Raw genomic sequence first — 25,001 nt, 5'->3', positions numbered from 1 at the left:
AGAAAAGAGATAGCTTTCGCTATCTCTTAAGCCCCTCCACTATTGACATGGAGCCGTTTTAACTTTCTTCAATAACACCCATTAATTCTAATAATCTATTTAAATCATCTGTGTCAGAGTATTTAATTGTAATAGACTTATCATCTACTTTGATTCTCGTACGATATTTTTTTCTAAGTAATCCTTCAACATATTGATATTCTTTAGATTTTTCAACCTTAGGTTTATTCTTTCTAGCTTCTTGAAGTTCAAAGCCTTTCACAATATTTTCAACATCTCTAACAGATAACTTTTCATCAATAACTCTTTTAGCAATCTTTAATGCTCTTTCTTTATCCAATGTAATTAAAGCTCTTGCATGTCCCATTGATAAAGAACCATCTAATACATATTCTTGAATCTTTTCAGGTAAGTTCAATAATCTAAGTGTATTTGTAATATGTGTTCTTGATTTTCCAATACGTTTAGCTAATTCATTTTGTGTAAGTTTAAGTTTTTCCATCATCGTTTGATAAGCTTGTGCTTCTTCGATGGCATTTAAATCTTCTCTTTGAATATTTTCTAATAAAGCAATTTCCATCATTTGTTGATCACTAAAATCAACAATAATTGCTGGAACTTCTGCTAAATGTGCCATTCTTGCTGCACGGCATCTTCTTTCACCAGCAACAATTTCATATCCTTGAACAGATTTCTTTAAAATTACTGGTTGGAAAATACCATGTTCTTGAATTGATAAAGCAAGTTCATTTAAAGCTTGTTCATCAAATACTTTTCTTGGTTGATAAGGATTAGGTCTAATTTCATCTAATTTGATTTTTTCTTGACTACTTTCAGGTGTATTATGTTCAATATCATCAATTAATGATGTAATATCTCCACCAAAAATAGCATCTAATCCTTTATTTAATTTTTTCTTTTTCTCAGCCATTTCTACTCAACACTTCCTTTGCAAGTTCTTTATAAGCTTGAGCCCCAACAGAAGATCCATCATAATCAAAAATACAGATTCCTGCACTTGGTGCTTCAGATAATTTAATATTTCTTGGAATAACAGTTTTATAAACTTTTTCTTTAAAATACTTTCTTACTTCTTGAGAAACTTCCAATCCTAAATTTGTACGTTGATCTAACATTGTTAATAATAAACCTTCAATAGAAAGTTTTTTATTAAAATGATTTTGAGTTAATTTAATTGTATTTAACAATTGTGTTAAACCTTCAAGTGCATAGTATTCACATTGTACTGGGATAAGTACTGTATCACATGAAGTTAATGCATTTGTATTTAATAAACCAAGGGCTGGTGGACAATCAATAAAAACAAAGTCATAATAATCTTTAATTTTATCTAATGATTGTTTTAAACGCACTTCTCTTCCTTGTTTTACATGTGCTAATTCTAAATCTATCCCTGCTAAATCTATTTCTCCTGGTGCAACATCTAGATTTTCAATATAAGAATGTTGAATTACTTTTTCTAAACCAACTTCTCCTGTTAAAACATGATATGTTGATAATTCAATATAATCTCTATCGATACCAATACCTTGTGTTGCATTTGCTTGAGCATCCATATCTATAAGTAACACTTTATAATTCATCTTCGCAAGTGCAGCTGATAAATTAACGCTTGTCGTTGTTTTACCAACACCACCCTTTTGATTTGTAATTGCTATAACCTTCGACATCTTTACACCCCTTTATGTCCTATCGTTTGTCCTAGTAATACTCTTGTTTCAATGTTCTCACTAGAATTATTTATAATATCATCATCTATTTTGACAGTATCTTTTTTCAAAATCATTACAACTGTCGATCCACCAAATTCAAAATAACCTTTTTCTTCTCCTTTAGTAGCAATACTATGTTTATAATTGACAATTTTACCAACCATCATTGCTCCTACTTCCATTTGAATCATTCTACCAAAGTTATTTGAATCAATCACAGTGTACTCTCTACTATTCATTTTGTATATAGGATAATAATCATTTGCGATAGGATTAACAGTATGAAAAATACCTTTGATTTTCTTATGGGAAACAATTTGACCATCATCTACATAACTATAACGATGATAATCATCAACAGCTAAACGAAATACAAGACATATTCCACCATCATATTCTTTAGCCAATGTTTCATCTTGTAATAAATCTTTTAATTGGTATTTTGTATCCTTGATTTCTAAAATCGTATCATCATTTATTGGATAGTAAGTAAGTTTACTATCAGCAGGTGCCATCAATACATCTTTAGAATTGTCAAATGGTCTTTGACCATCCTTTATTCTTCTTGTAAAGAAATCGTTATAACTTTTATATTTCTTTTCTTCATATTGACTCATATCAATATCATTGTTTTTAATAAACGAAGAAATACTTGTCTTTGAAAATGGTGAAGACATATATAAACCACCTAAGTGTGTAACAAATGGTGATACTAAGATTTTTAAAGCACATCTACCAGCAGATGTGCTATATAATTTTTTTAATAATTTATTTTGACCCTCTAATTCTTTAACGATATGTCCTTGACGATCTTTAATCATGAAAAACAAAGAATTTGCACAAGTTCAATAACAACTAGAACACCAAGTGCAATAATTCCTTTCCCTTTTAATTTTGGCACTTTAAAATCAACAACAAATAAAATACCTGTAATTAACATTAAAGTTCCATATAAGTAATCTAAACCAAAAATAACATATCTTAAAGCAAATGCAAAAGGTAAAATAAAGGCTGAAGTTGTAACTGGTAAACCTTGATAATACTTTCTTTTTTCTGTTGTTTGTTGCTGTCTTGTTTCTTCAGTAACATTAAAATAAGCTAAACGAATAACTGCTGCTAATACATAAAGTATTTCAATAGCAAGCCATCCTACTGAAGATAATCCTAAATTATATCCTAGTATTGCTGGAAAAACACCAAAAGAAATAAGATCACATAAAGAATCTATTTGAATCCCAAACTTCTTTTCTTCTTCTGTACGATTTTTCTTACTTCTTGCGACCATTCCATCGAAGGTATCACAAATACCACACATCATTAAACAAATAAATGACCATTGGTAAAGTCCAATGACTGATAAGTGGATTCCTACCATTGCAAAAACTAATGATAAATATGTAAGAATGACAGTATAACTATAAAATCCTATCATATTCTACTCCCTCTATAATTAACGAAAATATTATAGCATAATTTTATCTAATTATGTAGTGTATATCGTCTTATTCATATTTTTGAAAATTTCTATTTTCATTCAAATCTTTATATAAAATAATTTCATCTTTTTCTAAACTTTGTTTAACATCTATAATTCTTTGATTAGACGATCCTCTAAACTTTAAACTTAAATCTTTAAGTTCTTCAATAAACTTACCATCTACTAGAACATCGATATAAGATAACAATTCATCAGTTACTTCACATCTTGCTCGACTTTCACTTAAAAGTTCTTGATCAAAGAGATAACCTGTATAACACCAAATATCCTTTTGTGGATAAAGTTCTTTTACTCTTTTAATAAACGGTAATAACGCTCTTTGATTACTTGGTTCCATTGGTTCTCCTCCAAGTAAAGACAATCCTGTTATATGTTCTGGTTTTAAATAATCAATAATTAAATCTTCTACTTCTTGATTAAACTCTTTTCCATATTTAAAATCCCATGTCATTTGATTAAAACAATTCTTACAGTGATGCGTGCATCCTGATACAAATAAAGAAACTCTAACTCCTAAGCCATTAGCGATATCAAAATTCTTAATTTCTGCATAATTCATTTCAATTCCTCTTTTCATATTTTCCTATTATACAACAATTCTTTATAGATTCTATTGATATAATAAAAAGGATGTATCATCCTTTAACATAAACCTCTATATTTTATAAGTTCTCCAATATTTCCTTGATATAAACACTCTAATTCTTCAAATAATAAATAATCCGATGGTTTCATTAAACAAGGAAGCTTAGGTAATTCTATAGCTTGACTATAAGCCAAGATTTCACTTACAAATTCTGAACAGAAATAATAATGATTTCTACGATAAGGAACTTCCAATTTACATAAAATCAATCCCATTAAATTATATTTATAATCTTGAGAATGATTTAAAATAGATTCTAAAATAAATTTTGCCTTATAATATATCTCTTTCTTAACAGTAAGTTTATATAATGCACAAGGAATATGTTGATTTTTATTATAGAATCCCTTTTCAAATGACTCATTTCTAATTCCTGCAGGAATTGGAGAGTAAGTATATTTTCTAGCACAACTATACATCGGTTGTAAATTTTCTTCAAAAGAGATAGAAATATGTGTATAACTGTCTTGCGTCATTAAATAAATTGCTTTAGAAATAAAAGTATCTGATTTTGTTAGTAATAAATAAATATCTTTCACCTTATTCTCCTTTCCTCACTTCTTTCAGTATTACATATTTTTTAGATATAATCGACATATTTTTACAAATTTATCAATTCATTAAATTTTTTTCATAACAAAAAAAGCGAGAATATCTCGCCTTTATATAAACCAACTCTTTTTTCAAAATCAGAACTTGGTTCAAATCTTCTACTTTCGATATCCATTTGAGATAATGCTTGATTCATTGATTCAACTTCTGCTTTTGTAAATTTGATTTCGGTTGCTTTAATATTTTCTTTTAATCTTTCCAACTTTGTTGTTTCTGGAATAGGTACAATAAAATCTTTTTGTGCTAATACCCAAGCCAAAGAAATTTATGCAACTGTTGCCTTTTTTTCTTTTGCAATTTTATTAACTAAATCAACAACTACTTGATTCTTTTTAAGCGCTTCTTCACTAAATCTTGGTGCATTTAATTTTGCATGAAAACCATTTTTATCATAAGCATCACTTAAAAATCCTTTACATAATGGAGCAAAAGGAACAAAACCAATACCTAGTTCTTCAAGTAAAGGAATAAGCTTATCTTCTGGTTCTCTCCACATCATTGAATATTCACTCTCTACGGCTGTTAAAGAACATATTGCATGGGCTTGGTTTCAATTTTTGCTTCTGATAATCCCCAATGTTTGATTTTCCCTTGTTTAATAAAATCCTTCATTAAATACGCAATATCTTCAATTGGTATATTAGGATCAACGCGATGTAAATAATACAAATCAATATAATCTGTTTTTAATCTTTCAAGAGAACCCTCTAAAGATTTTTTAATACCTTCAAGATTTCCATCAACAACTTGTTTACCATTTTCCATTCTTTGGTTTTTGGTTAATAAATAGAAAAAAAGAGATGAAAATTTCATCTCTATAAGTGTAATACACGTTCTTTGATTTCTTGTGTTCTTCCTTGATTCCAGAATTGTGTTCCAATATAACCACATGTACGTCTAGCAACAGACATCATATCTTGGTTTTTATTTCCACAGTTTGGACATACCCAAATAAGTTTACCATTTTCATCTTTTTCAATTTGGATTTCTCCATCATATCCACAAGCCATACAATAATCACTCTTTGTATTTAATTCAGCATACATAATATTATTATAAATATGTTTCATAACTGCTAATACCGCATCAATATTATCTTGCATATCTGGAACTTCTACATAAGAAATAGCTCCACCTGGTGATAATTTTTGGAATTGAGATTCAAATGTTAATTTATCAAAGGCGTTAATATGTTCTGTTACATGGATATGATAACTGTTTGTAATATAGTTTTTATCTGTAACACCTTCAATTTTACCAAAACGTTTTTGTAAACATTTTGCAAATTTATAAGTTGTTGATTCAATTGGTGTTCCATAAAGTGAAAAATCAATATTTTCTTTTTCTTTCCATTTTGCACATGCGTCATTTAAATGTTGCATCACTTCGATTGCAAATGGTGTTGCACTTGGATCTGTATGTGATTTACCTGTCATATATTTAACACATTCATATAATCCAGCATATCCAAGAGAAATTGTTGAATAACCACCGTATAATAATTTATCAATTGTCTCACCTTTTTTAAGACGAGCCAATGCTCCGTGTTGCCATAAAATAGGAGCTACATCACTAGGTGTTCCTTTTAAACGTTCATGTCTGCACATTAAAGCTCTATAACATAAATCTAATCTTTCATCAAAGATTTGCCAGAATTTGTTCATATCTCTTTTTGATGAACAAGCCACATCAACTAAGTTGATTGTCACAACTCCTTGATTGAAACGTCCATAGTATTTTGGTTTACCATTTTCATCAATATAAGGTGTTAAGAAAGATCTACATCCCATTGATGGATAACATTGACCATTTCCATTTTGATCAACTTTTAATTCTTTCATTACTTTTTCAGAAATATAATCAGGAACTAAACGTTTTGCTGAACATCTTGCAGCAAGTTCTGTTAAATAATAATATTGACTATTAGGTTCAATATTGTTTTCTTGTAAAGCATAGATTAATTTAGGGAATGCTGGTGTAATATAAACACCTTTTTCATTTTTAACACCTTTCATTCTTTGTTTAAGTGTTTCTTCAATGATCATAGCAAGGTCATCTCTTAAACGTCCTTCAGGTACTTCATTTAAATACATGAAGACAGTAATAAATGGTGCTTGTCCATTTGTTGTCATTAAAGTAACAACTTGATATTGAATTGTTTGTACCCCTTTAGTAATTTCTTTTTTCAAACGTTCTTCAGCTAAAGCATTGATTTTTTCATCATCTAATTCTAAACCAATAGTTTCAAATTCTTCTTTAACTTCTTTTCTAAATTTTTGTCTACTTACATCAACAAATGGTGCTAAATGAGATAATGTAATACTTTGTCCCCCATATTGAGAACTTGCTACTTGAGCAATAATTTGAGTAGCTACATTACATGCAGTAGAAAAACTCTTTGGTTTTTCAATCATTGTTTCTGAAATAACTGTTCCATTTTGTAACATATCTTCTAGATTTACTAAATCACAGTTATGCATATGTTGAGAGAAATAATCAGCATCATGGAAATGAATCAATCCTTCATCATGTGCTTTTACAATATCTTCTGGAAGTAAAATTCTTCTTGTTAAATCTTTACTAACTTCTCCAGCCATATAATCTCTTTGTACACTATTTACTGTAGGGTTTTTATTAGAGTTTTCTTGTTTAACTTCTTCATTTGCACATTCAATCAAACTTAAAATTTGATCATCAGTTGTATTAGATTGTCTTGCTAGTGCTCTTTGAAAACGATATGTAATATACTTTCTGGCAACAGAAAAAGCATTTAATTTCATTAATTCATCTTCTACTAAGTTTTGAATTTCTTCAACGCTTAATGCTCTTTTCATTTTTTGACATTTATATTTAATGTCATTTGTAATATTATCTATTTCTTCTTCAGAAAGTCTTTCTGTTTCAACAACTTCTTTATTAGCACCAATAATTGCATTGGTAATTTTTACTTCATCAAAAATTGCTTCTTGCCCATTTCTTTTTATTATTTTCACGCCAAATATCCCCTTTCGTATTTTTTATGTATTTGTATTATAGCCAATCAAAAAAAAAAAATATACTTTTATGCTCTATTGGCCCATACTTTTTTTCGAATTATTTTACTTAAAATAATTCGACGTCCAATCCATTCTATCACAAATAATATTGATTTTATAGTTCTTTTACGTTTTTACAAAATAAAAAAATCCAATGTTTATATAAACAAAGGACTTTGTAAAAAATATATTTATGATTTTTATAAATTCTAAAGAACATATAAGATAATACATAAAAAATGTAAGATAGAACCAACTAAAATCCATAAATGCCAAATACTATGCATATATTTAATCTTATTTTGTAATACATAGAAAATAACACCAATTGTATAAGCAAGTCCTCCTGAAACAAGTAACCAAATACCATTCATTCCTATTGCTTGTGGTAAGAGATTGATTTTAAAAATAATACACCAACCCATCACTAAATAACAAATCATTGAAAAAGTTTGATATTTTTTAATATCGATTGCATTTAACGTAATTCCAATCACTGTCATGATCCATATGACTGCAAATAAAATCCAAGCCCATTTAGCATCAACTTCTCTTATTGAACAAAGTAAAACCGGTGTGTAAGTTCCCGCAATCAATACAAAGATACTGCAATGATCCATAATTTGGAAAACTTTCTTTGCTTTAAGCTTAGGTGATAAACCATGATAGATAGCTGACATTGTATAAAGAAGAATCATCGAAATTCCATAAACAATCCCTGAAAATAAGCCATAACCATCATGACAAAAGATAATACATAAAACTAATGCGGCTATTCCCATCGCCCCACCTACAATATGAGTTACCATATTAAATATTTCTTCACCCTTTGTATAAACAGGTAAAACACGATCATCTAATTTTGTTCTTTTCATACACATTACCTCTTTTAACTATTTTATGTAGTATTCAATACTATGTCTTATAATTTACACATATAATAACAATCTCATTTCCCTATGTCAAGTGATGAAATTATTTATTTTCTTGTTTTCTTTTTTCCTCTATAATAGAGAAGTAAAAAGGAGAAAAATTATGAAAAAAATCGCAAAATTTGAAAAAGTATCATATAACCAATTTAAAAATGATTTCATGGATTCATTTCCTCAATATAATGAAAAAGAAGTAGAAGAAATCTATCATTCCATCCAACTTCCAAAACGTGCCACAAAAGGATCAGCTGGATATGATTTCTATAGTCCTATTGATTTTGAATTAAATCCAGGACAAACTATTAAAATTCCTACAGGTATTCGTGTGCGTATTGAAAATGGTTGGGTATTAGGTTTATATCCTCGTAGTGGTTTAGGATTTAAATATCGTTTACAACTTAATAATACAGTAGGTATTATTGATAGTGATTATTATAATAGTGATAATGAAGGTCATATGTTTGTAAAACTTACAAATGATAGTAATGAAGATAAATCTCTTTCTTTAAAAGTAGGACAAGGAATGGTTCAAGGTATTTTCTTTGAATTTGGAATTGTTGAAGATGATGATGTCACTGAAGAAAGAAATGGTGGCTTTGGCTCAACAACAAAATAATTACGTTTATATCGTAAGGTGTCGTGATCAAACACTTTATACTGGTTGGACAAATCAGCTAGAAAAGCGTATTGAAGCCCATAACGCTGGTAAAGGTGCTAAATATACAAAGGCAAGAAGACCAGTCGAACTTGTTTATTTTGAAACTTTTGAACATAAAAGCGAGGCTTTAAAAAGAGAGTATCAAATTAAACAATTAAAAAGATCAGAAAAAGAAAAGCTCATATTAAGCAAAAAGAAGATCTAAACTGATCTTCTTTTATGCTTTTTCTTCACTTAATTGATAAATCACTAAACCAGCAATAACAATCAAACATCCTAAAATTTTTGAAATAGAAAACATGTTATATACAAAAGCATCAATCACCATCCCACTGACAAGTTGTCCAATAAAGCTTAATAAAGTAAGGATAACAGGTGATATTCTAGGAACAATAATATTTAAAATCAAGATATTAAAAACCCCTATGATTCCACCTAAATACATCATCAAATTCGTTTTATCTAAAGAAATATTTATATGTTGAACACCAACAATCATCAAAACAAGCATTAAAATCAAACTTGTCATAAAGCCTGTAAAGTAATTATAAAACGTTCCCTGATAAGCTCCCATTTTCTTAGAAAGCATCCCATTGACACTACGGCTTAAAACAATTGTAACTCCTGATAGAATAGAAAATATAATAGAAATCATAATAACATCACTCCTATTCCTAAACAAACAACTGCTAATCCTATGATCTTTCCTATATTTAATTTTCGAATAGATGTCGCTAGCCATCCCTTATTTTCTAACAACAAAGATGTCATCATTTGTCCTAATAATCCTAGTGCTGTCATTAAAGAAGCTCCTATCTTACCAATCGCAAAAACATTAAAAATAACAGTTAATACCCCAATACATCCTCCACAATACATATATAAAGGAATTTGTTTTTTAAAACAAACTTTCTTATCTTTGATTTTCATAATAATTAAAAAAGTAACTAAACCAACTAAATGAATGATAACTGTTGATAAATAGACCCCTGTATAATCTGATAATTGCCCATTAAATACATTCATTGTCGTTACAATAATCCCACATAATGTGGCTAATACAAAATCCATCAAGATCACCTCCAGAAAGAATTATAGTGATTGAACTTGATTATAAATACGACATATGTCATATTGGTGATGGTGATTTAGATGAATTATTTAAATGAATTAAAAAAATTAGAAATTCTTCACGTTGATAATTATCAATATATTGAAATCAAAAAATTAAATAAAGACGAATATTTATTACATCAAGGTGAAAAGCTTAATTATATTTATATTCTTTTAAGAGGAAAAGTGAAAGTAAACCATATTAATGCGAATGGAAATAGTATGTTATGCAGTTTTAATAGTCCCTACTCTATTATTGGTGATTTAGAATTTATCACTCAATCTCCTATTATTAATAATGTGATTGCTTATGAAGACTGTATTTGTGCAACTATTTCCCTTTCTAAATATCATGAAATATTAATGAATGATGTTTTCTTTATGAAAACCATCGCAAAAAATCTTGCCATCAAGCTTTCTAAATCAACTCAGAATCAGTCTATTTCATTAAATTATCCAGTTGAAAATAGATTAGCGGCTTACTTTATTGTTTCTCATAAAAACTCTATTGTTCAAGATAATTTTGTAGTCGTTGCTGAATTGATAGGTTGTAGTTATCGTCAACTCCAACGTATTCTTCAATTATTTTTAGATAAGAAATATATAAAGAAAACTAAACGTGGTACTTATCAAATTATTGATTTAAATGCTTTAAATCTATTAGGTGAAGATGTTTATCAATTTTAATATTATAATAAAAATGAGGTGATTTTATGATTTTAAAACAGTTAGAAAAAGATTATAAATTAAATAAAAATGATTTGTTTATTGCTAGATACATACTTGAACATAGTGAAGAAATCCCTTTACTTTCTTCACATCAACTTGCTAAAGAAACATTCACAAGTCCAACAGCTATTATTCGTTTTGTTAAAAAGCTAGGTTTTGAAAGTTATAATGATTTTAAACTTAATATCCATTCTTTTTTAAATCAGTATTATCTTTCTAATATGCATATTCAATCTCATGAAAACCTTTATTCTGTAAAAAATAAACTTACAGAAATTGAATGTGGTATTATTCATCAAACAAAAGATAATATTGACTCTACCACATTTAACCACATAATTTCTATGATTTCTAAAAATAAATATATTGATATTATTGCCAATGATACAAATTCTACTATTGGAGATTATGCTAGTCATTTATTATCAAGTGTTAATAAGATTGTTAATGTTTATCATAATCATGATAAACAGCTTTGGCTAAGTTTTAATGTGGAAAGGGATCATACAATTATACTTGTGAGTAAATATGGTAAAAATAAGCATTTATTAAGAGTAGTTGATATTTTAAAAGAAAGAAAGATTCCTTTTCTTGTGATTACATCTAAACAAGCAAAAGAATTATCTTTAAAAACACCTTATGTTTTATATGGAATAATCCATGAAGAATTCGAAAGTTTAAAAGACATGATTTTCTATATTTCTTTAAAATATATTTTTGATTTGTTTTATACTATTCTTATATCAAATGATTTAAAACATTCTAAAGAATTAGATAATCTTTATGGACATATCTTTAATCAAGAAAGTTGACAATGTTACAATGTAACATTGTTTTTTTATCTTTTAAGAATAATTTTGTTATGTTATTTCTTAGTATGCTTTATCACTTGATAAGTTCTTTTTTATAAATTATTTTAGTTTTGTAGAAAAGGAGGAATCAAAAATGATTGGTACTATCGCTGCCATTTTAACAACAATTTCATTTTTACCACAAGCATATCAAGTTATTAAAACCAAAGATACATCAAGCATTTCACTTGGAATGTATGTTGCTTTTGTTTTAGGAGTATTTTTATGGATTATTCATGGTATTAACATACGAGATTATAATTTGATTGGCGCAAATGCAATTACTTTTGTTTTTGCTTCAATTATTTTAACTTATAAAATCAAATATAAATAGTGGAGGAAAAAACTATGTTAAAAAAAGATTTTTTATGGGGTGGAGCGTTAGCTGCTCACCAATTTGAAGGAGGAGTATTAAATACTTCTAAAGGATATTCTGTAGCGGATGTTATGACTGCAGGAGCACATGGTGTACCTAGAGAAATCACTGATGGTGTTGTAGAAGGAAAATATTATCCAAATCATGTAGGAATTGATTTCTATGGACACTATAAAGAAGATATCGCTATGTTTGCGGATATGGGATTTAAATGTTTTAGAACTTCTATTGCTTGGACAAGAATTTTCCCATTAGGGGATGAAGAAGAACCTAATGAAGAAGGATTACAATTCTATGATGATGTTTTTGATGAATTATTAAAATATGGTATTGAACCTGTTATTACATTATCACATTTTGAAATGCCTTATCATTTAGCTAAAGAATACGGTGGATTTATGAACCGTAAAACAATTGATTTCTTTGTTAAATTTGCAGAAGTATGTTTCAAAAGATATAAAAACAAAGTTAAATACTGGATGACTTTCAATGAAATCAATAACCAAATGAACTTTATTAACGACATTTATGGTTGGACAAACAGTGGAGCTCATTTTGGAGACTATGATAGTCCAGAAGAAGCAATGTATATCTGTGGACATCATACATTAGTGGCTTCAGCTAAAGCGGTAAAAATAGGTAAAGAAATCAATCCTGATTTCAAAATTGGAAATATGATTTCTATGGTTCCAATTTATCCATTTAGTTGTCGTCCAGCAGATCAAGTATTAGCACAACAACAAATGCATGATCGTTTCTTCTTCTGTGATGTACAATGTCGTGGACATTATCCTGCTTATGCCTTAAAAATGTTTGAAAGAAAAGGATTCAATATTGATATCACTGAAGAAGATAAAAAATCATTAGCTGAAGGTACTGTTGATTATATTGGGTTTAGTTATTATATGTCGAATACTGTAGATTCTAATTCCATTAGAGATATTTCTATGACAACAGATGGATCAAGTAAACATTCAGTTAAAAATCCTTTTATTCACGAAACAGCATGGGGATGGGCTATTGATCCAGAAGGATTAAGATACACTTTAAATATGTTCTATGAAAGATATGAAAAACCATTGTTTATTGTAGAAAATGGTTTTGGAGCAATTGATGTAAAAGAAGAAGATGGTTCTTGTCATGATCCATATCGTATTGATTACTTAAGAGCTCATATCGAAGAAATGAAAAAAGTTGTTGAAGAAGATGGTGTTGATTTAATGGGATATACTCCTTGGGGATGTATTGACTGTGTTTCATTTACAACAGGTGAAATGAAAAAACGTTACGGATTTATCTATGTAGATAGAGATAATGAAGGTAATGGAACATTAGAAAGGAGCAAAAAAGATTCTTATGATTGGTATAAGAAAGTTATTGCTTCTAATGGTGAAGAACTAGATTAAAAGGGCTAATTACAAGCCCTTTTAATCTAGTGAGATATGTCTTTTTACTTTTTCTTCAGGATGAATATTATCTCTTCGTTTACCTGTCATATCGAGCACTTTAACACGGAAAACTTCTGTTACTTTTGCGACTTTTTCATTGAATTTAAAATCTTCTTCATGATAATGTCTCATTAAGATTTTTAACGCATTAATCTTATTTTCATCTTCAACAAATTCTACAATACCATGTCCAATGACACTTTCATACCCCATTGTACATGACATTCTTTCATCATACATAATAATATTATGTTCACAATCCATTTCAAAAGTAACTTTATTATTTTTTCTTATTAAATCAAGTTTTGTTCCTACTTTGGCACTATGAAAATATAGATAAAGTTGTCCTTCTTCTACATCTGTTCCAAAGTTTAAAGGAACGATATAAGGAAATTCATCATCAAATAGTACTAAACGACATGTATCACACTTTGCAATAATTTTCATCATTTCATCAAAATCAGTAATTTCTCTATCTTTTCTTCTCATACTCTTTTCTCCTAGTCAATAAGATTAAAATGTTTTAATCCTTTTAAAATTCCTTCTTTTTCAACATCATCACAAATATAACATGCATGTTGTTTTACTTCATCACTGCCATTTTCCATCACAATAGGATAACCTACGACATCTAACATTTCAATATCATTATGTCCATCACCAAAAGCCATTAATTCTTCTTTTTGATAACCAAAATGTTTTGAAACAGCTTGAATAGCCGCTGCTTTCCCACCTGTTTTGGGAACAATATCATAGGCATAGTCATGCCATTTTGTGACTTTGACATGTTTGGTATTTTTTATAATTTCTTTTATTCCTTTTTCATCTACATAAGGATCTACTTGGTAAATGTTATCTATATTGATTTGATTACTTATTGGTGGAATCATTGTTGAAATAGATGCTTGAGCATCTATGACTCTTTGATTTACATGAGTAATATACATTTGATTGCTCTCAATAAATAAACAAGGATAATTGTTTTCTTTTACAATCTTTACAATTTCTTTTAAATCCTCTTGAGGTATTTTATTATCATAAATAATTTGTGAACCTATTGTACAATAGCCACCATTTAATAAAAGATAGCCATCAAATTCAAACTGTTCAACAAGTTTTAGTTCTTCTAGCTCTAACATATGTCTTCCACTGGCTATAAACAATTGAATTCCTTTTTTCCTTACTTGTTTTAATCCTTCAATCACTTCTTTTTTTATAGAAGGTCTTTTCCCCGAAATCAATGTTCCATCAATATCTAAAAATATCGCTTTAATCATTTTCATCACCTATCTTTAATCATAAAGATTCAAAATAAACTAAGCAATAGAATTTATAAAAAAGATATATTGTTACAAAAAAAATAAAATATTTCTTTTTTATAAGTAATAATGTAACTTCTTACTGTTTAACTTTATCAAATTTTGTTTTCTTAAAATAAATAAAGATCATTACTAAAGAAATCATTGTAGATAATGGGGCTGCAATTCCCATATGGAATAATGTTACGTTTGGTATTTTAGAAAATAATAAAGTTAAAGGAATTCTTCCAACAAAAGTTGCTACTAAACTATGTACCATCGTAAAGACAGTTCTTTCGTAACCATTTAAATACCCATTAATACAGAATAAAAAACTTGTAAGTAAACAATCAATAGAATACGTTTTTAAATACAAGGCACCATTTTTAATACCATCTTGATTATTGGTAAAAATACGCGTAAGTATTGTTCCATCGATTTCACAAATCGTTGTTACAACAATTGCGAAGGCAAGAGATATCATGATTGCATACTTTAATGTTTGTTTAGCACGCTTATATTGTTTAGCTCCTACATTTAAAGCAATAAGAGAAGTTAAAGCACTTCCTAAGGCAATGGCTGGTAACATTAAAAATTCCATTAATTTTCCAACAACATCTAAAGAAGCAGAAGCAATTAAGCCCATTTGATTAACAATAATCAATGATATATTAACAAGTACACTTTGTAATTCCAAAGGAAAACCTATTTGCATTATCTTTTGAATATATTTTGAAAAACAAATATCTTCTTTATAAAAGAATAACCAATTCCTTTTTTACATAAATAAACTAATGCAAAGAGAAAAGAAAACTCTTATGCTGATACAGTGGCAATGGCAGCCCCTTTTGTTCCCAAATGAAAATATCCTACTAAAACAAAATCAACAATAATATTAATGATACACGCAATAAAAACAAACAATAAAGGTGTTTTACTATCCCCTAATCTTCTTAAAATACTACTGACAACATTATATCCGACAATAAAGATAATATACTTAATTAGCTTTTCGTTGCTTCAATAGCTTCTTTTGGTGTATTCATTAAAAGTGTAATTTCATTATTAAAATACAACATCACAAAAGTTAAACCTAAAGCAATGATTAAAAATAAAACAATAGCTCCACCAATCATTTTCGATAAATCTCGATAAGATTTACTTCCTAGATATTGTCCTAATAAAACCGTAACCCCTGTAGTAAGTCCTAAAATAAGATTAGTAATTAAAGCCATCGTTTGACTTCCTATCGAAACTCCTGAGACATCAAAGGTATGTCCAAATTGTCCTACAACAAATAAATCTGCCGACCCATATAATACTTGTAATAAGTTTGAAAACATATAAGGTAAAGCAAATATCATTAATGCTTTAAAAGTCTTTGTTCCATAATTTCCTCATAAAAAAAATTGGATAAGGTCTAAACCTTATCCAGCATTGTCTTCAATACCCTCTGGTGCTTTTATCTTATCATTTGTATCTTTATTGTCAAGTAATTGAAAAGCTTTTACAACATCTTGATAACGAGAAATAATATAATCATAGTTTTCTTTTTGATGTGGTAAAGTACATCCACTACAATCTTTAATATTTCCTATCATTTTATAATGACCTTTACAATCTTTTAAAATATATAATGGACAATAACAAAACAAACAATTAATTTCATCTAATTGATGACAAGGATAATACTCACATTGTTTATGACTAAAGAATTTATAATGATCTGACATAGACTTTATACTCTGTATTTTGAATAACAACTTGATCATTTAAATCATAAACAACTTGTGACATCACATATTCACCACCATTAATATAGATTTCAAAAACATGATGATCATAATAAAGTTCAATATCATAATGTCCTTGTAATTTAGGTGAAATAACATCATTACATACTTTATTTTCTTGAATAGAGACTTCTTCTCTATTTAAATGGAGACAATCATCTTGAATATCAATTTTAAAACCACCAAGATTTAAAGAACTATCCTTATTAAGTGTTGTCTTTAATTGGAATGGTTGATCAAATGAAATATCTTGAATTTCTTGATTAAATGAATTTTTAATTTCAGGATAAAGTTCTTGAATAATCTTACCCTCTTTTTCTTTTAAAACTCTTGGCATAATAAACATCCCAACCCATTCTTCTCCTTGAACTGGTTTTCTCATTCTAAGCCAACCAAGTAAAATTCTTTCATTATCTTTTGATAAGAACGTTTGTGGTGCATAGAAATCTAAACCATGATCTAAGTAAGGCCAATCACCATGCTCTTTAATAGTAAGTGTATCTTCCTCAAAATCAATCGGCATATAACGCGCATTACTATTTGGTTTTGGTGGTAGATCTGTATTTTCTGGTGAGAAAATCATAAAGAATTGATTATTGATTTTAAAGACATCTGGACATTCCCACATATTTCCAATAGTTGGTTCTTGATAGCTGTTTTTATATTCAAAATGAATTCCATCTTCACTTTCATAAAAAAGAGCTTTTCCACAATAGTCATCTTCATAAGCGACTTTACTACCAATGACCATGGCATATTTTCCATCTTGTTTTTTCCATACTTTAGGATCTCTGGTATGACGATAATCTCCAAGATAAGCTTCTTGAATCATGGGAATGATTTGTTTTTTATTTTTAACATTATCAAAATGAATTCCATCACTACTTACAACGAGTGCTTGTGAGGCTCTTAAATCATCATCACTATATTGATTATGTACATTACTTGGATTTTCTTTAGCGTATTTAATAGCTGTATAATAAAGATAAAGTTGGCCATCAATTTCAATTGCTGATCCTGAAAAACATCCATTTCTATCAAAATCTTTAGATGGATATAAAGCAATTGGAAGATGTTCAAAATTGACAAAATCTTTTGTAATAGCATGTCCCCAATGCATTGTTCCCCATTTATTATCATATGGGAAATGTTGATAAAAGATATGATAGTTTCCTTTATAATAAATAAGTCCATTTGGATCATTGATCCAATGATAAGGGGCTGTAAAATGTAATTTTGGTTTCATAGTCTTCCTCCTTGTTTTAACGTCTTTATTATACAAAAAAAACAATGCTTACGCATTGTTTAATAGTTACCTTTTAAGATTTCTTTTATTTTTAAAATAACGCCATCATTTTCATTACTATCAATCACTTGATAAGCAACCTCTTTAACAGGTGGCATGGCATTAGCCATCGCATAACCATATTTTACTGTTTGTAACATTTCATAATCATTCATTTGATCGCCAAAGGCTCCTGATTCTTCATTAGATATTCCTAACAAATCTAGAAGATGTTGTAAGGAAGTTCCTTTATTAATTGTCTTATAAAAAATATCAAACCAAACATTTCCTGTGGTTACAACTCTAAATTTAGGATTTATCCTTTTCTTGATCACTTCAAGTCTATCTTCAATTTTACCATCAAAGTTAGCAACTGAAAATTTTAATATTTCATCATCTATTTCATCAAATGAGTCTACAAAAACAATATTTTTAATAAATAATGTAATAAAATCTTTTCTATCTTCAAACTTCTTTAAAATATAAGCATGCTTTACTCCTGATACAACTAACATACATTCTTCATCTTCTTTTAAAATATTTAATGCATGTTGATAATCATCAGTTTCTAAACAATGTTTATAAATAACATCTCCTCGATAGACAATCTTTGTTCCATTTTCACAAAGATAATAAAGATCATCTTTAATATCATCATCAAATTTACAAACTAATGCTTCATATTGATTTCCTGATGCAATGACAAATTGTATATCTTTTTTTAACATTTGTTTATATAAATCATTAAATTCTTCACTGTAGGATTTATCATCTCTTAGAAATGTTCCATCCATATCTGTTGCTAGTAACTTCATCTTAACCCTCTACTTATGTATTCTAATTGTAATAACATATTCATCTTCTAAATCTTCTGTTTCTTGTTGAAGTGATGTTCCTGTTTTTTCAATCATTCCAATTGCTTGTTGTAATGTATTTAAAGCAATTTTCACATTTCTTGAAATTGTTTTTTTAACATCGGCTGATGCTTTTTTCTTTTTAGGTTTTGGTTCTTTTTTAATAAGTCTTTCTGTATCAGCTACTGTTAGTTTTTTCTTTAAAACTTCTCTTAAGACTTCTTGTTGTTTTTCTTCATTTAATGAAAGCATTGCTCTAGCATGTCTTTCTGTTATTTGTTTTTGATTTAAAGAAAATTGAACATCATCACTTAATTTTAATAATCTTAATTTATTCGCAATCGTTGATTGTTTTTTACCAACAATATCTGCAAGCTCTGTTTGACTATAACCATATTCTTTAATTAAAGCTTGATAAGCTTTTGCTTCTTCTAATGGTGATAAGTCTTCTCTTTGAATATTTTCAATAATAGCAAGTGTTTGTGTTTGTTTATCATCATAATCTTCAATAATACATGGTACTTGTTTCATATTTAAAGAACAACAAGCACGATATCTTCTTTCACCTGCAATAATTTGGTAAATTCCATTTACTTTTCTTACAACTATAGGTTGTATTAAACCATTTTCTTCAATAGAAGCAGCTAATTCTTCAATTTTTTCTTCATTAAAAACAGTTCTTGGCTGATTCTCATTTGCTTGTATTTTATTAATATCTATATTTTTTAATTTATTATTAAACATGATACCCTCCTACAATGGACTCTTTTTTATTTTAGAAAACATTCTTGGATACTTCTTTGGTGTTTCTTTTACTTTTTTAATAATAATATTACTTCTAAAATCATCATGATTTGCAAGTGTAAAATCATGTGTACTTTCTATTTGTCCACCTAATAATTGAATACCTTTTTTAGCTTCTTTTACTTCTTCTGGTGCTTGTCTTCCTTTTAAAGATAAGAAATAACCATTCTTTTTAACAAGTGGTAAACAAAGTTCATCAAGAATATTTAAACGTGCTACCGCTCTTGCCATCACGATATCAACACTTTCACGATGATCTTTAGCGTATTCTTCTGCACGTGCAGCCACTGCTTGACAGTTATCTAATTCCAGTTCTTTAAATAAATGATTTAAGAAAGTAATTCTTTTATTTAAGGAATCAACGATTGTAATCTTTAAATTTGGATAAAGGATTTTTAAAGGAACTGAGGGAAAACCAGCACCAGCTCCTACATCAATCAAGGTTTGATTATTGAAATCAAAATCAAAAGCAATCGTAATTGAATCATAGAAATGTTTTAAATAAACATCTTCTTTATCCGTAATTGCTGTAAGATTCATTTTTTCATTCCATTCAACTAAGATTTCATAATATTTTTGAAATTGTTGAAGTTGATGTTCACTTACTTCGATTCCTTTTTCTTTAAGTATATTTTGAAATTCTAATTCATTCATTCTTATTCTCCGTTATATTTTTGTTTTAAATAAATTAATAAAACTGAAATATCTGCAGGATTGATTCCTGATATACGAGAAGCTTGACCAATGGTAAGTGGTCTAATTTCTGATAATTTTTGTTTTGCTTCTAAAGCTAGGTTTTTAACATCTTCATAATCAATATCTTCTGGAATATGTTTTTCTTCCATTTTGATTTGTTTTTGCGCTTGTCTTTTAGCTTTTTCAATATATCCTGCATATTTAATTAAAATAGTAATTCTTCTTCTTTGTTCCTCACTTAATTCAGGTGCATCAATATAAGGTAACATCATATCATAAGTGATTTCAGGTCTTGTAATAAGTTCTTTTGCAGAAACCCCTTCTTTTAAATGCGAAGAATTGTTTTGTTCCAACATTTCATTGATATCATCTTTTGGGGTAAAACGAATAGTACTTAAACGTTCAATTTCATCATAGATCCCTTTCATTTTATTTTGATATCTTTGATATTCTTTATCTTTAACAAGTCCAATTTTATGACTATAATCATAAAGTCTTTCATCAGCATTATCATGTCTAATTAATAAACGATATTCCGCTCTTGATGTAAGCATACGATAAGGTTCTTTTGTTCCTTTAGTAACAAGATCATCAATCATGACACCAATATAAGCTTCATCTCTTTTTAAGACAAGAGGTGCTTCATTTCTTACTTTAAGTGTTGCATTGATACCTGCCATTAAACCTTGTCCAGCAGCTTCTTCATAACCACTTGTTCCATTGATTTGCCCAGCAGTAAATAAGTTTTTAATGACTTTGGTTTCAAGTGATGGCCATAATTGTAATGGATCAATCGCATCATATTCAATCGCATAAGCATATTTTAAGATTGTACAGTTTTCTAATCCTGGTAAAGTACGAATCATTTGTTCTTGAATATCATGTGGCATAGATGTTGAAAAACCTTGTACATAGATTGAATTCATTTCTTTTGATTCAGGTTCTAAGAAGATTTGATGTTGAGGTTTATCTGAGAATTTAACAACTTTATCTTCAATGGATGGACAATAACGTGGTCCAATTCCTTTAACAAGTCCACTATACATTGCACATTTTTCTAGATTATCATGAATGATTTTATGTGTTGTTTCATTTGTATAAGTTAGATAACATGGTGTTTGTTTTTCAATAGGAACATATTCATCTGTGGTAAAACTAAAGGCTAGTTTTGCATCTGTTCCTGGTTGTAATGATGTTTTTGAATAATCTATACTATTGATTTCAACACGTGGTGGTGTTCCTGTTTTTAATCTTTGAATTCTAAATCCGTAATCTTTTAATTTTCCAGATAAGAATTTTGATTCTTTTTGTTGATCTGGTCCACTAGCATGTTTACTATGTCCAACAAGAATTTCTGCTTTTAAATAAGTACCTGTTGTTAGAATAACAGTTTTCGATAAATAAGTTGTTCCATCATCAAGAATAACTCCTTTAACTGTTTGATCTTCAACAACTAAATCTTCAACCATTCCTTCAATTAAATCGAGGTTTTCTTGTTCCTTAACCACTTTTTGCATATAACGAGGATATGCTTTTTTATCAGCTTGTGCTCTTAAAGATTGGACACCTGGTCCTTTAGCGGTATTTAACATTTTCATTTGTAAGTAAGTCTTATCTGCTGTTTTAGACATTTGTCCACCAAGAGCATCGATTTCTCTTACAATGATTCCTTTAGCAGGTCCACCAATAGAAGTATTACATGGCATTGACCCAATATTATTTATATTTGATGTGACAAGTAATGTTTTTAATCCCATTCTTGAAGGTGCTAAACTGGCTTCAATTCCAGCATGTCCCCCTCCGACAACTATTACGTCATACATATCACTTACACTCCCTTTCAATTCTTTTCCATTGTACACCAACATTGCTTTTTTGACGAGGAAAAAAGATGAGTTTCGTACGTTTTATCACTCTTTTTTCATAAAAAAACAGGATTACCTCCTGTTTAAAATCCATTGTTTTATTCTTTGATCTTTTCCTTGTTCTAAAATATAATCGATCACATTCTTTTTAGATAAAACTTTATTAATGAATGATGAATCGATTTCATTTAAAAACTCAATAATATCTTTTTTACATAATTGATTTAAAGCTTTTATTTTCTTTGTATCTTCTTGTTTTCGCTTTGCATCTTTTAAAGGATACCCTATTCCAAAAGGTTCTTCAAATAATTGTTGGAGAGTTGCTTTTAAATTAATTTCACCAGCCCATCCATAGTTAAGACCTAATGGTAAAGAAGCCACATTACCATCATTGATTCTTCCAAATAAATAAGCATCCTGTGGTGTTGGTAAATAGCCACAAATTAAATTTGGTAGACTATTACAAGCAATCATCATTCCTTGTCCTGAAGAACATCCTGTCACTATAAAATCTACCGCTTGGCTTGAAATCAACAAACAAATTCCTAAAGCAATTTCAACATAGGAATAATTTTCTTCATCTTCAAAGCAACCAAAATTAATAACTTCCCCATAATCTTTTGTACATTCATATAAAATAGTATTTTTTTCTATTTGCGACGAAGCTTGAATAACACCTATTTTCATATCATCACCCCACAAAAAAAGTATACCTCATTTGAGATATACTTGTTATCTATTTCCAAAAATTCTTGCCACTACCAACAGATACGATTTCAAATTGTGTATTATTTGACGTACCACCTTTAAAGTATTTGCCAGCTTCTGTTCCATTAAAAATATCAATATGATTTTTCTTAATAGCTCCACCTCTATCAACAACAATACCATACGCTGTTGATTCAATACCTAAGTTGTGATTTGTAATCTTAATAATTGTTCCAAAAGGAATAGATGGATCTGCTGCTAAACAATAATAACTTCCACCTTTATAACTTAACTTTGCACTATGACTTCCTTTAACACCAGTTGTTGGTGATAAAGAAATCCCTGATGATGAAGTTCCATTTCCTCCTGCACAATCGCCACCATAAGTTGTCAGTTTTCCAGTAAAATAAGCCCCAGGTTGAATTGTCCCATGTGCAATAATCGTATCTGTTTTTTCAGTTACAACTTCACTTGATAACAATTCTTTTTTGACGATTTTACCATTTTCATAAGTGACTTTCACTTTATTATTAATTTGTCCTCGTTGTCCTTGTTGAACAACTTCTGTTGTAAATAAATGTAAACCTGTTGTTTCAATCGTTTGAGAATCAACATACTGTATTTCTTCTACTTCTTCTTCGCTAATACGATTGACTTGAAGTAGATCTTTACTTTGTACAATATAAGCCATATCTTTATTAACTGTATCTTTAGTTCCTAAGTTTACATCTAATTCTTTTAATACATTTTTAACAGTATCTTGTCTAACTAAATAATCTTTAGCTTCTTGACTACCATCTTGATACTGAATTTCAATAGTTTCTTTATAACCTTTAATTTCTTGAGTTGCGCCTGATGTAACAGTTGTAGCCATAACCATTACATAGACAATCATAATCATTAATACCCCTTTCAGTCGGGGGTCTGCATCTGAAATGATTTGTTTAATTGTTTTCATTAATTTTCCTCCTATTTAATGCCAAATACTTTTTTAGCATTAAACGTTGTCTGACTTGCAACGCTTTCTATCTCCATGTTCTTTAGCTTCGCTATTTCCTGGGCAATATACACAACATTTGCAGGCTCATTTAAACTACCACGATATGGATGTGGTGTTAAATAAGGACAGTCGGTTTCAATTAATAAATGCTCTAAACCTATTTTTTCTGCCACATCTTTAGGAACTCTTGCATTTTTAAAAGTGACTGGTCCAGCTAAAGAAATATAAAAACCTAAATCAATAAATCTTTTAGCCATTTCCACTGATCCACTATAACAATGCATAATTCCTGGATGTCCATTTCTTTTAAGCACTTCATAAGTATCTTCATAAGCATCTCTGCAATGAATAATAATTGGTTTTTGATGTTTTTTAGCAAGATCAACTTGTTGTTGAAAAATTTCTTTTTGTTTATCGCTAGGAACATCATCCCAATAATAATCCAATCCAATTTCACCAAGTGCTACGACCTTTGGTTCGTTTAAGTACTCATCGATGATTTGTAAATCTTGAGTAGTTGTGTTTAAACAGTCATTAGGTCCAATACCTACAGCAGCATAGATAAAGGAATGCTCTTTAGCAATTTCAACTGCCTTTTTGGAAGACTCAAGATCATACCCTACAACAACCATCATTTCTACTTGATTGTCTAAAGCATGTTTAATAAATTCATCTCTATTTTCATATAATTGTTCACTATTTAAATGACAATGTGTATCAAAGTACATAAATCTCACCCCGGTGAATACTAACAAAATATCTTTATTTTGTCAAATTTCTAAAAAAATACTCCTATCCGGAAATATTTTTCCTTCATTTTATCAACACTTTTTTGAATGAATAAAAATATATCTTGTCAATTTTTAGGATTTAAACAAATATATGCTTATAAATATGATATTTTATGATATGCTCATTATAATATATGCCCACTTTTTAAATTTATGATACAAAAAAAAGAAATCCCGTAGGATTTCTCATTTCATATTATTCAATACTTATTGTAGAAGTATTTTCAATTTGTTTCATATCAGATTTAGGAACTGATAAACGAAGTACTCCACCTT

General features: G+C 28.8%; 31 protein-coding genes and 1 pseudogene. 6 read left to right on the top strand and 26 right to left on the bottom strand.

What is annotated here, in order from left to right:
- Window positions 1–58: 58 nt before the first annotated feature.
- The 10 genes and pseudogenes from HUU89_RS12540 to trhA form a co-directional block, all read right to left on the bottom strand.
- Window positions 59–931 (bottom strand): ParB/RepB/Spo0J family partition protein, encoded by an 873-nt coding sequence (locus HUU89_RS12540; RefSeq protein ID WP_032091171.1) that lies wholly within the window; start codon window positions 929–931, stop codon window positions 59–61.
- A complete protein-coding gene (locus HUU89_RS12535; RefSeq protein WP_175301934.1) occupies window positions 924–1,691 on the bottom strand; it encodes a ParA family protein in 768 nt (255 codons plus the stop codon). The genes HUU89_RS12540 and HUU89_RS12535 overlap by 8 nt, the downstream gene beginning before the upstream one ends.
- A 2-nt stretch (window positions 1,692–1,693) precedes the next feature.
- The gene (locus tag HUU89_RS12530; protein WP_119364304.1) at window positions 1,694–2,554 is read right to left on the bottom strand and encodes a phosphatidylserine decarboxylase; all 861 of its coding nucleotides are present in this window, start codon (window positions 2,552–2,554) and stop codon (window positions 1,694–1,696) included.
- Window positions 2,551–3,165, bottom strand: coding sequence for a CDP-alcohol phosphatidyltransferase family protein (locus HUU89_RS12525; RefSeq protein WP_175301933.1), 615 nt, complete (start codon window positions 3,163–3,165; stop codon window positions 2,551–2,553). Before HUU89_RS12525 ends, HUU89_RS12530 begins: the two co-directional genes overlap by 4 nt.
- Window positions 3,166–3,235: 70 nt before the next feature.
- Window positions 3,236–3,790, bottom strand: a complete 555-nt coding sequence (gene nrdG, locus HUU89_RS12520) for an anaerobic ribonucleoside-triphosphate reductase activating protein (RefSeq protein ID WP_032091169.1) — start codon at window positions 3,788–3,790, stop codon at window positions 3,236–3,238.
- Window positions 3,791–3,873: 83 nt separating this feature from the next.
- Window positions 3,874–4,416, bottom strand: coding sequence for a hypothetical protein (locus HUU89_RS12515; RefSeq protein WP_119362499.1), 543 nt, complete (start codon window positions 4,414–4,416; stop codon window positions 3,874–3,876).
- A 92-nt stretch (window positions 4,417–4,508) separates the two neighbouring features.
- Window positions 4,509–4,985 (bottom strand): annotated as a pseudogene (locus tag HUU89_RS15145) (aldo/keto reductase).
- A gap of 26 nt (window positions 4,986–5,011) precedes the next feature.
- Window positions 5,012–5,302 carry an aldo/keto reductase gene (locus HUU89_RS14785; protein ID WP_317992346.1) on the bottom strand — a complete coding sequence of 97 codons (291 nt, stop codon included), beginning with the start codon at window positions 5,300–5,302 and terminating at the stop codon, window positions 5,012–5,014.
- Between the two features lie 2 nt (window positions 5,303–5,304).
- Window positions 5,305–7,482, bottom strand: coding sequence for an anaerobic ribonucleoside-triphosphate reductase (gene nrdD / locus HUU89_RS12505; RefSeq protein ID WP_175301932.1), 2,178 nt, complete (start codon window positions 7,480–7,482; stop codon window positions 5,305–5,307).
- A gap of 251 nt (window positions 7,483–7,733) precedes the next feature.
- On the bottom strand, window positions 7,734–8,399 hold the full coding sequence (trhA, locus tag HUU89_RS12500) for a PAQR family membrane homeostasis protein TrhA (RefSeq protein WP_117347692.1): 666 nt from the start codon (window positions 8,397–8,399) through the stop codon (window positions 7,734–7,736).
- Window positions 8,400–8,559: 160 nt separating this feature from the next.
- On the opposite strand from trhA, the gene HUU89_RS12495 reads away from it, so the two are divergent.
- Complete coding sequence (locus HUU89_RS12495) at window positions 8,560–9,072, top strand: deoxyuridine 5'-triphosphate nucleotidohydrolase (protein ID WP_175301931.1); 513 nt, start codon at window positions 8,560–8,562, stop codon at window positions 9,070–9,072.
- Window positions 9,044–9,319 carry a GIY-YIG nuclease family protein gene (locus HUU89_RS12490; protein WP_032091165.1) on the top strand — a complete coding sequence of 92 codons (276 nt, stop codon included), beginning with the start codon at window positions 9,044–9,046 and terminating at the stop codon, window positions 9,317–9,319. The genes HUU89_RS12495 and HUU89_RS12490 overlap by 29 nt, the downstream gene beginning before the upstream one ends.
- A 12-nt stretch (window positions 9,320–9,331) precedes the next feature.
- Here HUU89_RS12490 and HUU89_RS12485 read toward each other — a convergent pair whose 3' ends face one another.
- Together HUU89_RS12485 and HUU89_RS12480 are read right to left on the bottom strand one after the other, a co-directional pair.
- The gene (locus HUU89_RS12485; protein WP_032091164.1) at window positions 9,332–9,769 is read right to left on the bottom strand and encodes a DMT family transporter; all 438 of its coding nucleotides are present in this window, start codon (window positions 9,767–9,769) and stop codon (window positions 9,332–9,334) included.
- Complete coding sequence (locus HUU89_RS12480; RefSeq protein WP_022000803.1) at window positions 9,766–10,185, bottom strand: DMT family transporter; 420 nt, start codon at window positions 10,183–10,185, stop codon at window positions 9,766–9,768. The genes HUU89_RS12485 and HUU89_RS12480 overlap by 4 nt, the downstream gene beginning before the upstream one ends.
- An 81-nt stretch (window positions 10,186–10,266) precedes the next feature.
- Here HUU89_RS12480 and HUU89_RS12475 point away from each other — a divergent pair, with 81 nt between their 5' ends.
- From HUU89_RS12475 to HUU89_RS12460, 4 genes are all read left to right on the top strand, one after another.
- Complete coding sequence (locus tag HUU89_RS12475) at window positions 10,267–10,914, top strand: cyclic nucleotide-binding domain-containing protein (protein WP_175301930.1); 648 nt, start codon at window positions 10,267–10,269, stop codon at window positions 10,912–10,914.
- A 26-nt stretch (window positions 10,915–10,940) separates the two neighbouring features.
- Window positions 10,941–11,768, top strand: a complete 828-nt coding sequence (locus HUU89_RS12470; RefSeq protein WP_175301929.1) for a MurR/RpiR family transcriptional regulator — start codon at window positions 10,941–10,943, stop codon at window positions 11,766–11,768.
- A gap of 133 nt (window positions 11,769–11,901) precedes the next feature.
- Window positions 11,902–12,141, top strand: coding sequence for a SemiSWEET transporter (locus tag HUU89_RS12465; protein WP_032091161.1), 240 nt, complete (start codon window positions 11,902–11,904; stop codon window positions 12,139–12,141).
- 14 nt (window positions 12,142–12,155) lie between these two features.
- Window positions 12,156–13,589 (top strand): 6-phospho-beta-glucosidase, encoded by a 1,434-nt coding sequence (locus HUU89_RS12460; protein ID WP_217498489.1) that lies wholly within the window; start codon window positions 12,156–12,158, stop codon window positions 13,587–13,589.
- A gap of 21 nt (window positions 13,590–13,610) precedes the next feature.
- On the opposite strand, the gene HUU89_RS12455 is transcribed toward HUU89_RS12460, so the two are convergent.
- The 14 genes from HUU89_RS12455 to HUU89_RS12400 all read right to left on the bottom strand — a co-directional run bounded on the left by HUU89_RS12455 (window position 13,611) and on the right by HUU89_RS12400 (window position 24,662).
- A complete protein-coding gene (locus tag HUU89_RS12455; protein ID WP_175301928.1) occupies window positions 13,611–14,120 on the bottom strand; it encodes a pyridoxamine 5'-phosphate oxidase family protein in 510 nt (169 codons plus the stop codon).
- 11 nt (window positions 14,121–14,131) lie between these two features.
- Window positions 14,132–14,908, bottom strand: coding sequence for a Cof-type HAD-IIB family hydrolase (locus tag HUU89_RS12450; RefSeq protein WP_032091158.1), 777 nt, complete (start codon window positions 14,906–14,908; stop codon window positions 14,132–14,134).
- Window positions 14,909–15,029: 121 nt separating this feature from the next.
- Window positions 15,030–15,644: an MATE family efflux transporter gene (locus tag HUU89_RS15140; RefSeq protein WP_254697779.1), complete on the bottom strand. Its 615-nt coding sequence runs from the start codon at window positions 15,642–15,644 to the stop codon at window positions 15,030–15,032.
- 101 nt (window positions 15,645–15,745) lie between these two features.
- Window positions 15,746–15,889 carry a polysaccharide biosynthesis C-terminal domain-containing protein gene (locus HUU89_RS15135; protein WP_317992347.1) on the bottom strand — a complete coding sequence of 48 codons (144 nt, stop codon included), beginning with the start codon at window positions 15,887–15,889 and terminating at the stop codon, window positions 15,746–15,748.
- A gap of 44 nt (window positions 15,890–15,933) precedes the next feature.
- Window positions 15,934–16,293, bottom strand: coding sequence for an MATE family efflux transporter (locus HUU89_RS15130; protein ID WP_254697778.1), 360 nt, complete (start codon window positions 16,291–16,293; stop codon window positions 15,934–15,936).
- A gap of 63 nt (window positions 16,294–16,356) precedes the next feature.
- Window positions 16,357–16,662: a cysteine-rich small domain-containing protein gene (locus tag HUU89_RS12440; protein WP_032091157.1), complete on the bottom strand. Its 306-nt coding sequence runs from the start codon at window positions 16,660–16,662 to the stop codon at window positions 16,357–16,359.
- Window positions 16,646–17,968, bottom strand: coding sequence for a glycoside hydrolase family 32 protein (locus HUU89_RS12435; RefSeq protein WP_175301927.1), 1,323 nt, complete (start codon window positions 17,966–17,968; stop codon window positions 16,646–16,648). The genes HUU89_RS12440 and HUU89_RS12435 overlap by 17 nt, the downstream gene beginning before the upstream one ends.
- Window positions 17,969–18,027: 59 nt before the next feature.
- On the bottom strand, window positions 18,028–18,822 hold the full coding sequence (locus tag HUU89_RS12430) for an HAD family hydrolase (RefSeq protein WP_175301926.1): 795 nt from the start codon (window positions 18,820–18,822) through the stop codon (window positions 18,028–18,030).
- Between the two features lie 9 nt (window positions 18,823–18,831).
- Window positions 18,832–19,605, bottom strand: a complete 774-nt coding sequence (gene noc, locus HUU89_RS12425; protein WP_119362482.1) for a nucleoid occlusion protein — start codon at window positions 19,603–19,605, stop codon at window positions 18,832–18,834.
- Between the two features lie 9 nt (window positions 19,606–19,614).
- A complete protein-coding gene (rsmG, locus tag HUU89_RS12420; protein WP_022000792.1) occupies window positions 19,615–20,319 on the bottom strand; it encodes a 16S rRNA (guanine(527)-N(7))-methyltransferase RsmG in 705 nt (234 codons plus the stop codon).
- A gap of 2 nt (window positions 20,320–20,321) precedes the next feature.
- Window positions 20,322–22,184 (bottom strand): tRNA uridine-5-carboxymethylaminomethyl(34) synthesis enzyme MnmG, encoded by a 1,863-nt coding sequence (gene mnmG / locus HUU89_RS12415; protein WP_147579790.1) that lies wholly within the window; start codon window positions 22,182–22,184, stop codon window positions 20,322–20,324.
- A gap of 114 nt (window positions 22,185–22,298) precedes the next feature.
- Window positions 22,299–22,913, bottom strand: coding sequence for an RpiB/LacA/LacB family sugar-phosphate isomerase (locus tag HUU89_RS12410; protein ID WP_175301925.1), 615 nt, complete (start codon window positions 22,911–22,913; stop codon window positions 22,299–22,301).
- A gap of 49 nt (window positions 22,914–22,962) precedes the next feature.
- Entirely contained in the window at window positions 22,963–23,892 is a 930-nt protein-coding gene (locus tag HUU89_RS12405) for a G5 domain-containing protein (protein WP_119362479.1), read from the bottom strand.
- 11 nt (window positions 23,893–23,903) lie between these two features.
- The gene (locus HUU89_RS12400; protein ID WP_032091149.1) at window positions 23,904–24,662 is read right to left on the bottom strand and encodes a TatD family hydrolase; all 759 of its coding nucleotides are present in this window, start codon (window positions 24,660–24,662) and stop codon (window positions 23,904–23,906) included.
- Between the last annotated feature and the right edge of the window lie 339 nt (window positions 24,663–25,001).

Origin of the sequence: Faecalibacillus sp. H12, from assembly GCF_013361255.1 — a bacterium.
Taxonomy (GTDB): Bacteria; Bacillota_I; Bacilli_A; order Erysipelotrichales; family Coprobacillaceae; genus Faecalibacillus; species Faecalibacillus intestinalis.
This window is presented reverse-complemented; position numbering and strand designations above follow the sequence as displayed.